This is a genomic window from Bacteroidota bacterium, assembly GCA_017303975.1.
Taxonomy (GTDB): Bacteria; Bacteroidota; Bacteroidia; order JAFLBG01; family JAFLBG01; genus JAFLBG01.
This window is the reverse complement of record JAFLBG010000029.1, coordinates 33,946-45,702: the sequence shown is the minus strand read 5'-3', so window position 1 is coordinate 45,702 and position 11,757 is coordinate 33,946. Positions and strand designations below refer to the sequence as shown.

The window sequence follows — 11,757 nt, the reverse complement described above, 5'->3', positions numbered from 1 at the left end:
AGTAAGGACGATGAAGGCAATAAAGTGAAAGAAGTGAAAGATGGAATGGATATTACACTTTGTGCTTATGATAGTAAGACACAAACATTAGAATTTTCCGGTGCCTATAATCCACTTTATCATGTTAGAAATGGTCAGTTGACGGAGTATAAAGCCGATAAATTTCCAATTGGGAAATCGGCTATTCATTCGGGTGAGAGTGAGTTTACTAATCAAATAATTAAGATTGAAAAGGGAGATATGGTTTATTTATTCTCTGATGGATATGCAGATCAAATTGGAGGTCCGAATAAGAAGAAATTTTATTACAGTCCGTTTAAACAGTTATTGGCTGCAAATTCTACCTTGTCTATGGACGTTCAGCGAGATATTTTGGATAAAAATATTACCGACTGGATTCATGATAGAGATCAAGTAGATGATATTATAGTGATGGGGGTTAAATTTTAGAAAAAATGAGAGTTAATATTCCATGACAAATAACGATATCTTTAAAAAATTGCGAGTTGCTCTCAAATTGAGAGATGATGAGATAATTAAAATTTTATCGTTGGTCGATTTTAAAATTTCTGCTAGTGAGTTAGGGGCATTTTTCCGCAAAGAAGACCATCCAAATTATATGGATTGTGGAGATCAGGTATTGCGAAACTTTTTAAATGGGTTGATTATTCATCTCAGAGGTCCTAGAGAAACTCATGGATCCACCAAGTCTTAATTTTTATATAGATAGGTAGATTGATTGATTGATTGATTGATTGATTGATTGATTGATTGATTGATTGATTGATTGATTGATTGATTGATTGATTGATTGATTGATTGATTGATTGATTGATTGATTGATTGATTGATTGAAAGACACCTTCACTTATTGGATTATTTCGTTAAAACAAAAAACCACCTAAAAAAGGTGGTTTTTTGTTTTAACGAAGAGCTTTACTGTATTCTAAAAGCAATATTTATTTTCACTTATTAATTTCGCAGCAACTTTTCTACGAGATTCCTTTACATTAAGTGGTTCTACTTTTGTAAATCGCTTTAAGCCCATTAACATCATTCGTTGCTCATCACCTTGCGCAAATGAATTAATTGCATCTTTACCATCTCTTTCAATTCTTCCTGCAGCATCGTTTATGTATATACGCATCATTTCAATTTGCTCTGCACATGCTGCTTCGCCTCTTATACCAACTAATTTTTCTACACGCAGTTGTGTAGATTCTGCAACATAAATATCCATCAACATATCTGCAATGTTCATTAATATTTCTTGCTCTTTTGCCAGTTCCGCCATTAGTTTTTGAACGGCAGCTCCGGCAACCATTAATGCTGCTTTTTTGAAATTTTTAATAGCTTTCTTTTCAGCACCAAATAGCGAAGTGTCTTCTGCACCAAAATCAGGAATAGAAACTAATTCAGCTGCAACTTTTTGCGCTGGCCCCATTAAATCTAATTCACCTTTCATGGCACGTTTCAACATCATGTCAACTAGCAACATTCTATTAATTTCGTTGGTTCCTTCAAAAATTCTATTTATACGCGCATCTCTATATGCTCTTTCCATCGGAGCATCGGCTGAGTAGCCCATACCACCATAAATTTGAACTCCTTCATCTACAACATAATCAAGCGTTTCGGAGCCGTTTACTTTTATGATAGCAGCTTCTGCAGCAAATTGTTCAACACCTTTTAAAATAGATTTTGATTTGTCCATGCCTGAAGCAGCAAATGCATTTATTGCATCTTCAATGTTTTGTGTTACACGGTATAAGGCAGATTCTGAAGAGAATATTTTTACAGCTTGTTCGGCTAATTTGTATCGGATAGCACCATATTTGCTAATAGAACGACCAAATTGTTGGCGCTCATTGGCATATTGAACCGCTTTACTACTTACTTGTTTCGCAGCACCAACTGCAGCGGCACCCAATTTTACACGACCCATGTTCAAGATATTAACTGCAATCTTAAATCCATTTTGGCGCTCTGATAATAAATTCTCTACAGGAACTTTACAGTCGTTGAAAAATATTTGTCTGGTAGAGCTACCTTTAATACCCATTTTGTGTTCTTCCGGATTCAATGTAATTCCACCAAAAGATTTTTCTACAATAAATGCACTTAAATTTTCATCTGTGTCAATTTTTGCGAACACAATCATTACTTCTGCAAATCCACCGTTGGTAATCCACATTTTTTGACCATTAATCAAGTAATGCTTCCCATCTGCAGAAAGAGTCGCTTTTGTTTTTCCTGAATTTGCATCCGACCCTGATCCCGGTTCTGTTAAGCAATAGCAAGCTTTCCACTCTCCGGAAGAAAGTTTGGGTAAATATTTTGCTTTTTGAGCTTCGTTGCCGTAATACACAATTGGTAATGTTCCAATACCAGTATTAGCAGAAATTGAAACTGCAAAAGAGTGTCCTGCGCCCAATACTTCTGTAGCCAACATTCCTGTTACAAAGTCTTTTTCAAATCCACCGTATTCTTCAGGAATGTTCAGTCCCAAAAGACCTAATTCTGCTGCTTTGTCTAATAATTTTACAGAAATATCATCTTCCTGCTTATCAATTTTTTCTAAGTTTGGATATACTTCCTGCTCCAAAAAATCTTTACAACTTTGAGCAATCATCAACTGCTCTTCATTCCATTCTTCCGGTATAAAAATATCTTTTGCTTCGGTATCTCTTACTAAAAATTCACCGCCCTTAATTGCATTTGTTTTAGATGTTGTGCTCATAGTGTGTATGTTTGTTGTTCAAATATAACAAAAAATGGGAAAATAAGTTTATTGGAAAAGCACGTATATTTACACTTATTAGAGGTTAAATTTTTCTTCTGCTTTTTTAGCTTTAAAACCATTTTTGTATGAATAAAAGTGAAATAGCTATTTTTATTGAATTGCTTAATAATACACTGAATGAGGTAGTTTATCAGCGTGTAGAGCTAGAACATAAACATTTAATTTTGGCGAAGGAAGCTTTATTGGGAAACCAAAGTGCTGTTAGTTTATTGGTTAAGAACAAAAAGTTTGAATTGGCTGCATTTGTTAAAGCCATAAAAGGAGATAAAAATGCTTTTGATTGGCTGATGAAAAATAAATTTACCGAATTAGCTGCAACTGCAAACGCCATTAATAAAGATAAAAATGCTTTGCAGTGGCTGAATCGAAATAACTTAATTCATTTTGTAGATTTGACAAATGCCATTATTCAAAAGCTTGAGGAGGATTCTCATTCCGATTTAGATTTTTTTTACAAAGGTCCAATAAAATAAAATATATGCGTGTAATAGGTACAATTCCTCATCCGGCAATTACAATTACCGTTTTTTATATGAACGAAAAACATATTGTTCGATTTGAAGCAGGGCCTATGGAGCAACTGTTTAAATTTTCTAAAATAGCTGGAATGGACGATGTTCAGCGGATTATAACACCTGAATTTATTCAGCAAGTGAATGATAGGTTTAACGACATGTATATACAGTTTAAAAATAGTATAACCACCTCTTAAAATGGATACCAAAACACTGCTTCAAAAATATTTTGGTTATTCGGAATATAGAAATCAACAAGAAGAAATAATTGAATCTGTTTTACAAGGCAATGATACATTGGTATTGATGCCAACCGGAGGCGGAAAATCCTTGTGTTATCAAATTCCGGCATTAGTGTTTGATGGACTAACTGTAGTAATTTCTCCTCTAATTGCTTTAATGAAAGACCAAGTAGATTCTCTTCGATTGAATGGAATTAGTGCAGCTTACCTCAATTCATCAATAAGTGCCGGAGAGCAACAAAAAATTATAGAGCAGTTAAATAATAAGGAGTTAAAATTGTTATACATTGCTCCGGAGCGATTGTCTAGCAGTGGATTTCAGTTTATTTCTTTTTTGAAAGGTATAAATGTTTCTTTATTTGCAATTGACGAGGCACACTGTATTTCTCAATGGGGGCCTGACTTTAGAACGGATTATCTTTTATTGTCTAAACTCAAAAATGAATTTCCGGAAATTCCCGTTATTGCTCTTACAGCCACAGCGGACACAAAAACACGTGAAGATATTGTTGAAAAGCTTGAGTTGAAAAAACCTAGAAAATTTGTGTCGAGCTTTAACCGTACAAATTTGTTTTACAGTATAGAGCCTAAGCGAAACTATTTCGATCAATTAATTCAGTTTTTATCCAATTATAAAGATGAATCCGGTATTATTTATTGCTTGTCTCGAGATTCTACGGAGAGTCTATCGGCAAAACTTAGGCAGCATGGATTTAATACATTGCCCTATCATGCAGGGTTAGAACAAGATTTGAGAGCATCTACACAAGAGCAATTTTTAAAGGACGAAGTGAAAATTGTAGTTGCTACAATTGCCTTTGGAATGGGTATAGATAAGTCGAATGTTCGTTTTGTGGTGCATGTAGATTTACCTAAAAATATAGAAGCTTATTACCAAGAAACTGGTCGTGCAGGCAGAGATGGCTTACCTAGCGAGGTTCTGTTGTATTATAGTTCTGCCGATAAAATTAAATTGAGAAATTTTTGCCAGTCTGATAACAATCCGGAATTTGCAAAATTGCTGTTGGATAAGCTCGATAAGATGGCCACCTATTGCGAGTTAAATGTGTGTCGAAGAGAATATTTGCTTACCTATTTTAGCGAGGAATTCAAAGGCCCTTGCGGTAATTGCGATACGTGTACCAAGAAGGGCGAACGGGCAGATGGTACCGTATTAGCGCAAAAAGTGTTGTCGGCAGTTACTCGACTAGAGGAGCGTTTTGGAATGCATTATGTTGTTGATTTTTTGCGAGGCTCGGAGTCAGAGAAAATTTCGGCACAGCATCGGTCTTTAAAAACCTACGGAGTAGCAACCGATACAAGCAAAAACGATTTGATACGTTTTATTAGAGAGCTAATTCATCAAGGATATTTAAAGGTAGGAGAGGGAACTTATCCGTTGCTATTGCTTACAGATAAATCTGCCGGTGTTTTAAAGGGAAATGAAAAAGTGTTGTACTTAAAGTCCGAAACAATAGAGTATAAAAAGAGTTCGATTGTACACGAAGAGGAAAAGGAATTGTTTGCTCAATTAAAAGCTTGGCGCAAGTTTGCAGCACAAGAAGAAAATATGCCTGCTTATATCATATTGTCTGATGCTTCTTTGCTTGAGTTGGCAACATTTTTGCCGCAAACTACAAGTGAATTACAAAAAATATCAGGATTTGGAAAGGTGAAAATGGAGCGTTATGCAGCCTTTGTTTTGCCTTTAATTCAAGAGTATTGCAAAAACAATAATTTAACATCTCGAATAAATTTAAAACAACCAAAGCGAGAACGAAAATCAAAATCGGGCATTGAACAAAACGGCAGTATTGATGTATCCTTGAATTTATATAAACAAGGTAAAAGTATTTCAGAAATTGCATTGGCTAGAGGCTTTTCGGAATCTACCATTCAAGGGCATTTGGTTGAATGTGTTTCTAGTGGCCAAATTAATGTTGCAGAATTAGTTGCTCCCGAAAAAATACAAGCTATACAAGATGTTGTAACAAAAAATACATTCGATAGATTAAGTCCAATTAAAGAAATTTTAGGCGAGAATTATAGTTATGCAGAAATAAAAGCTGTTTTAGCTGATATGAAAAGAGCAGAATTGAAATAGAATTTATTCTTTATTTGGCAACAACTTGCTAAAGAAGTTGAGCAGTAGTTTTATTGCATCAAAATACAATGTAATGTATAATACAACGGTAAACAACCATATCATTATCGCATTAAATACAATGGTTTCTATGCTTACGCCAAAAAACAATTTTTTAGGTGCATAGAATGGTTGTTTGAAATCAAATAATTTAACATGCGTTGGCTCTTGATAAATAGGATCAATAAGTTGTATTAAGTGCCCATTCGATCGGGCAATTTTGTTTTTTTCTAAAGTTCTTTTTACGATATCACTTAGGTTTTCATTGTAGTAGCTATTGTATGCTTTTTGCATCAATTGTGAGTTTTGTTTAGTGCTAGTTAAAGTATTTGTAAGTTCATCTTTCTTTGCAGTTATTGCGTTAAATAGTTCTCCGTAAAAAGCAATGTTCGCATCTATATATGCATTTACTTCATCTGCGGATGCTTCATCATACTTATCTAGAGTTAATAATTCAAGTTTGCCAAATTTTACTCTAGGGTTTATTTTTTCTTCCCAAGAAATTTCGTTCTTAAGTATTTCTAAATTGTTTTTAAGAATTTGTAAGGTAGAGTCGTTTTTGTCTTTTAAAAGGCGTTTGTTTTCATCGTTAATAAGTTTAAGCTCCGGTAAATGCAAGCTCTGTTTGTAGTTGGCAAAGCTTTCTTGTTTTTCTATATCGTAAAAATATTTTTGGTATGGATTATTTTTAAACTGATTTACAATTAATCCTTCATAAGCCCATCTGGCTGTCATAAATTCGGCAATAACTGGAACGCTATAACCTCCACCAATTTTTCTATTTAGCTTTTCAAAACTAAACATAGCACCTCCCAATATCATTTGAGGAATAATAAGCAATGGAATTAAGATATAAATTGTAACAGCCGAATTAAAGGATGAAGAGATATTTAGGCCAAGCATATTCGCAAAACAGGAAACAGAAAATAAAATTCCCCAATACGACCAAAACTGACTATTTACTTCCACAATAGAATTGCCAACAAGCACAAACAGCAACGATTGTATTGCGGATAAGGTAAATAGAACAAATACTTTTGAAAATAAATAGCTTGTGCGACTTAAATTTAGGAGCGATTCTCGTTTTAGTATTTTTCGGTCTCTGTAAATTTCTTCTGCACTTACTGTTAATCCTATAAAAAGCGACACAATAATACACATGAAAATATAGGCAGGTATATTTTCATTTTCTCTAAAAATATACACATTAGAATTAGGGTTGCTAATGTATTTTATTATAAAAGAGAGTATAAATGCCAGTAATGGGGCTTCCAGTAAATTAATCAACATGTATTGCATGTTGCTAACTTTAGCAAGCACATCACGCTTAATGAAGATTAATAGTTGTGTTAGTTTACTCGGAATTTGGAATGAGCTTTCCGGTAATTTTTTTTCGGCACGTACCGGTTTAAAAATAAAGTTCTGTTTAAATCGTTCGTACCATTCTGTTGGTTTTACTTTTCGCTCATTGGTAAACTGTCCAAAATCATCAATTACCCTTGATTCTATAATGTTAAAGAGAAGTTCAGGGTTTACATTCCCGCATGTTGGGCATTCTCCTTGTTCTGCATTTAAGTGATTACTTTCTGTTTTAAAGTAAACCAACGCTTCAATCGGATTTTTGTAGTATATCGGAAATCCCCCCGTATCAAGCAAAATAAGCTTGTCAAACATTTTATAAATGTCTGATGAGGGTTGATGAATAACCACAAAAATAAGTTTGCCTTTTAAGGATAGTTCCTTTAACAAATCCATCACATTCTCCGAATCTCTGGATGATAATCCTGAAGTAGGCTCGTCAACAAAAAGTACAGCAGGCTCACGAATAAGTTCTAGTGCAATGTTTAAGCGTTTTCGTTGTCCTCCGCTTATTTTTTTATTTAATGGATTTCCTACTTTAATATCTCGTATTTCATACAACCCAAGATTAGAAAGTGTTTTGTGCACAAGCGCAGTGGTTTCGCTATCTGTTAGATTTTTGAAACACAGTTTTGCATTGTAGTATAAATTCTGAAATACAGTTAATTCCTCAATTAGTAGGTCGTCTTGAGCAATATAGCCTACAATACCGTCTAGTTTTTCGGGGTGTTTGTGTAAGTCAATTCCATTGATTAAAACGTCTCCCTTCGATGGAGTTTCTAATCCGGAAAGCACATTTAATAATGTTGTTTTCCCCGCACCACTAGCACCCATAAGGGCTATCAGTCTGCCATGTTTTTCGGATATATTAATATCTTGTAATCCTACTTTGCCATTTGGGAATTTATATTCTAAATTTTGAGCAGTAAAAGATAATTTAACAGAAATTTTATCACTTAAAAAACGAGCTACTACATCGCTATAGAACACAGCACCCTGCGGCAATCGCATGGTACTGCCGGGAGCAAACAAGTAAATGTTTTTGTTGTTGAAGGTTAACCCATTCAAGAAAATTTCACTTTTGCCGTTGTATTTTACAAAGTATAAATCAACACTTCTTACCCGAAGAATACTTATTTCTTTATCTAATCCTTCCGAAAAGATATGCTTAATACCTTTTTCTTTATCCATCACAACAACCGGTTCGCTGTCTATTACTAGTATATCGTCCGATTCTAGTGTGTATGGATTTTCATTTATACAAAAACTGTGAATTATTTTTAGTTCGTCAGAGCTTATATTAAAAACCATGCAAACGGTATCAATAAGCTCCATACGCTGCACGGTAAATTGGTTGTCGGCTTTTATAAGTTCTAATAGTCTTACCACCACCACAATCTTTTGCTTTTGAGTAAGCGTTTGATTGATTTGTTTGCAAATAGACAAAAGAAGTACGGCATCTTTCATCGAAGTTCTACGCCTTTTTTTAATAGGCTCTGCAGCAGGTTCCGTAGTTTTTTCTTCCGAAACAATAGGTTCTTCTGTAGGTTTTATATAGCCGGAATGCCCTTCATATAAAGCAAGGTATTCTTCAACTTTATCTCTGGTAAGCTGGAATTTTAAGAATGACTCAACAAATCGTCTATGACTAATACTCGCACCTTCATCTTGCTTGGAAATTATTCCAAACAAATGCATGAGGGCTTTAAGTATTTCTTCACTCATAGTTTAATTTGTGTAGGTAACAAATAGTTGGTTAAACAAGTATTTAAGATACATAAATAGTTGAGTATCTAAAAAAATAATATCTTTATTACATATTAAATATTTCTTTTATGCGTGGTCATTTTCTCCTTTTTATTGTCTTTGTGGTCTTCATTTTAGTTATAAATTCGTGTGCCAAAGAAAAAGCAGATGTGTCTTATGCTTGGGGCAACGAAGCATTTTATTTGTTGTTAAAGGATACAGCGGGACATGCATTTTACAAAAACAACCCTGCCATATTAGCAAAGGCATCTGCAAGTCCGCACGATGCATTTAGAGTACGCTTTAATAAAAAGGCGCAAAGTGTATTAGGTAGTGATGGAAAATTGCCTGATAATGGTGTTTTCCCTGATAGTTCATTAATCGTAAAAGAAATATATACAGCCACATCTGGTGGAAATTTAAAACAGTATGCAGGAATGTATAAGCTAAATGGCTCTTGGCAGTGGGGGGAATACGACCCGGAAGGCAAAACGGATTATAGTGTTTTTTTAGAAGGTAAGGATTGCACTAGTTGCCACTCTGGTAATAAGGATTTAGTGATGACTTTCTTTTTTCATTAGTTTATACTTATTTAATATTAGCCACCTCAATTATTTAATAAAAACATGGAAGTAAGCGAATTAAAACAAAAAGCCTCTCAAGTTAGGCGAGATATAGTACGTATGGTTCATGCGTGTCAATCAGGTCACCCGGGTGGTTCATTGGGTTGTGCTGACTTTATTGTTGCACTTTATTTTAAAATAATGAAGCATAATCCTGCGTTTAATATGGACGGAGTAGGAGAGGATTTATTTTTTCTGTCAAACGGACATATCTCTCCTGTTTGGTATAGTGTGCTTGCACGTTCCGGATATTTTCCGGTAAAGGAATTGGCTACGTTTAGAAAATTGGATTCTAGATTGCAGGGGCATCCAGCGACACACGAACATTTGCCGGGAATACGAGTGGCTTCCGGTTCGTTAGGGCAGGGTTTGTCTGTAGCTGCAGGTGCAGCCATGGCAAAAAAATTGAATAATGACAATTCTTTGATTTATACATTGCATGGGGATGGCGAATTACAAGAAGGGCAAATTTGGGAAGCTGCAATGTACGCTGCTGCAAACAAAGTAGATAATCTAATTGCTACAATAGATTGTAACGGACGTCAAATAGATGGCGATGTAGATAAAGTGTTATCATTGGGCGATTTAAAAGCAAAATGGCATGCTTTTGGATGGGATGTATTAGAAATGAATGGTAATAACATGGAGGATGTTGTTTCTGGTTTGCAAAAAGCAAAGCAATTAACAGGAAAAGGAAAGCCAATTGCTATTTTAATGAGGACTGAAATGGGGCAAGGTGTAGATTTTATGATGGGAAGCCACAAGTGGCATGGTGTAGCCCCAAATGATGAGCAGCTTTCAAAAGCGTTAGCTCAGTTGCAAGAAACAGATGGAGATTACTAAATAGCAGAATAACTAGTTAAAATGCAGGATACAAAACAAAGTTTTTTTTTTAGAATGGTAAGAAAGAGAAGAGTTCGATTCATTTCTTTTTTAGTCATTTTTATTTCTTGTTTTTCCTCCGTTTATGCTCAGAAAAAAAACACTCCACCACCTCAAACAACCCGTATTTTATTCATATTTGATGCTTCTTTCAGCATGTTTGGTCGTTGGCAAAGTGGAATTAAGATGGATATTGCCAAAGATATGTTTACAGGCTTTTTGGATAGTTTAAAAGATGTTCCAAATTTAGAGGTTGCATTTCGTGCCTATGGTCATCAGTCTCGATTAAATCCTCCTGTTGGCTATCCACCCGATAATTCACCTAGGGATTGTAAAGACACAAAACTAGAAGTGCCATTCGAAACAGTAAATGCTTCTATTCCCAAGATTAGAAACAGATTAAAATCAATATCTCCAACAGGCACAACCCCTATTGCCTATACACTGGAGCAGTGCGCGGAAGATTTTACCCCTTGTGCTAATTGCAGAAACATAGTTATTCTTATCACTGATGGAATAGAGGAGTGTGATGGCGATCCTTGTGCAGTATCTCAAGCTTTGCAGAAAAAAGGAATTATTCTTAAGCCATTCATAATTGGGATAGGCATGGATGAAAGTTTTATTAAATCTTTTGGGTGTATAGGTAAATATTATGATGTGTCGCAAGAGGCTAATTTTACAAAAGTTCTAAATGTAGTTATTTCTCAGGCACTAAATAGCACAACAGCGCAAGTCAATCTTTTAGACAAGGCAGGAAAGCCAACTGAGACAGACGTAAACATGACTTTCTATGACGAATTTTCTGGTGCAATACGCTACAATTATATGCACACAATTAATCATCGTGGAAATCCGGATACTGTTATTCTTGATCCTATTACTACATATAAAATGATTGTACATACAATTCCTCCTCAGGAAAAAACAAATATTTCTCTCGAAGCAGGAAAGCACACTGTTATTGCCTTAGATGCACCACAGGGTTTTTTAAGTTTGAAAATTAATGGAATAAATAATTACAAATCTCTTCAAACAATTGTAAGAAAGAAAGGCACGCCAACTACTTTGCATGTCCAGGAGTTTAATCAATTGGAAAAATATATTGTAGGAAAATACGATTTAGAAATATTGACCTTGCCGAGAATTGTATTGGAGGATGTTGATATTTCTCAAAGTAAGACCACAACTATTGAAATTCCGCAAGCTGGAATGGTTTCTATTAGTAAGCCATCCGAAGGACCTGCTTCTATTTATTTAGAAGAAAAAAATAAAGTTGTTTGGGTTTGTAATTTAAAAGATAATATGATTCAAGAAAATATTGTGCTTCAGCCGGGTAACTATCGAATTGAGTATCGACCTAAATCAGCTAAAGAGTCTATATACACAGTTGAGAAAAAATTTAAGGTTGAATCAGGATCTACAGTGCAGGTTAGAGTCTTCTAAT

At 34.8% G+C, this 11,757-nt stretch carries 11 protein-coding genes; 8 read left to right on the top strand and 3 right to left on the bottom strand.

All coding sequences use genetic code 11. The features are described 5' to 3' along the window. On the top strand, positions 1-450 hold a 450-nt coding region (locus J0M08_10260; protein MBN8703439.1), incomplete at its 5' end, for a SpoIIE family protein phosphatase. 22 nt (positions 451-472) lie between these two features. Continuing rightward, complete coding sequence (locus J0M08_10255; GenBank protein MBN8703438.1) at positions 473-715, top strand: DUF1456 family protein; 243 nt, start codon at positions 473-475, stop codon at positions 713-715. A gap of 3 nt (positions 716-718) precedes the next feature. On the opposite strand, the gene J0M08_10250 is transcribed toward J0M08_10255, so the two are convergent. Then, positions 719-862 (bottom strand): hypothetical protein, encoded by a 144-nt coding sequence (locus J0M08_10250; protein MBN8703437.1) that lies wholly within the window; start codon positions 860-862, stop codon positions 719-721. 84 nt (positions 863-946) lie between these two features. Further along, the gene (locus J0M08_10245; protein ID MBN8703436.1) at positions 947-2,740 is read right to left on the bottom strand and encodes an acyl-CoA dehydrogenase family protein; all 1,794 of its coding nucleotides are present in this window, start codon (positions 2,738-2,740) and stop codon (positions 947-949) included. A 128-nt stretch (positions 2,741-2,868) separates the two neighbouring features. Here J0M08_10245 and J0M08_10240 point away from each other — a divergent pair, with 128 nt between their 5' ends. Genes J0M08_10240 through recQ form a run of 3 tightly spaced genes read left to right on the top strand, consistent with a single transcriptional unit; the run spans position 2,869 to position 5,664 of the window. Then, positions 2,869-3,276, top strand: a complete 408-nt coding sequence (locus J0M08_10240) for a hypothetical protein (GenBank protein MBN8703435.1) — start codon at positions 2,869-2,871, stop codon at positions 3,274-3,276. Between the two features lie 5 nt (positions 3,277-3,281). Then, positions 3,282-3,515, top strand: coding sequence for a hypothetical protein (locus J0M08_10235; GenBank protein ID MBN8703434.1), 234 nt, complete (start codon positions 3,282-3,284; stop codon positions 3,513-3,515). Position 3,516: 1 nt separating this feature from the next. Further along, positions 3,517-5,664 carry a DNA helicase RecQ gene (recQ, locus tag J0M08_10230; protein MBN8703433.1) on the top strand — a complete coding sequence of 716 codons (2,148 nt, stop codon included), beginning with the start codon at positions 3,517-3,519 and terminating at the stop codon, positions 5,662-5,664. Positions 5,665-5,667: 3 nt separating this feature from the next. Here recQ and J0M08_10225 read toward each other — a convergent pair whose 3' ends face one another. Further along, on the bottom strand, positions 5,668-8,787 hold the full coding sequence (locus J0M08_10225) for an ATP-binding cassette domain-containing protein (GenBank protein ID MBN8703432.1): 3,120 nt from the start codon (positions 8,785-8,787) through the stop codon (positions 5,668-5,670). Between the two features lie 110 nt (positions 8,788-8,897). Here J0M08_10225 and J0M08_10220 point away from each other — a divergent pair, with 110 nt between their 5' ends. Genes J0M08_10220 through J0M08_10210 form a run of 3 tightly spaced genes read left to right on the top strand, consistent with a single transcriptional unit; the run spans position 8,898 to position 11,756 of the window. Next, a complete protein-coding gene (locus J0M08_10220) occupies positions 8,898-9,389 on the top strand; it encodes a hypothetical protein (GenBank protein MBN8703431.1) in 492 nt (163 codons plus the stop codon). Positions 9,390-9,434: 45 nt separating this feature from the next. Then, on the top strand, positions 9,435-10,274 hold the full coding sequence (locus J0M08_10215; protein ID MBN8703430.1) for a transketolase: 840 nt from the start codon (positions 9,435-9,437) through the stop codon (positions 10,272-10,274). A gap of 21 nt (positions 10,275-10,295) precedes the next feature. Next, the gene (locus J0M08_10210) at positions 10,296-11,756 is read left to right on the top strand and encodes a VWA domain-containing protein (GenBank protein ID MBN8703429.1); all 1,461 of its coding nucleotides are present in this window, start codon (positions 10,296-10,298) and stop codon (positions 11,754-11,756) included. Position 11,757: the final 1 nt, after the last annotated feature.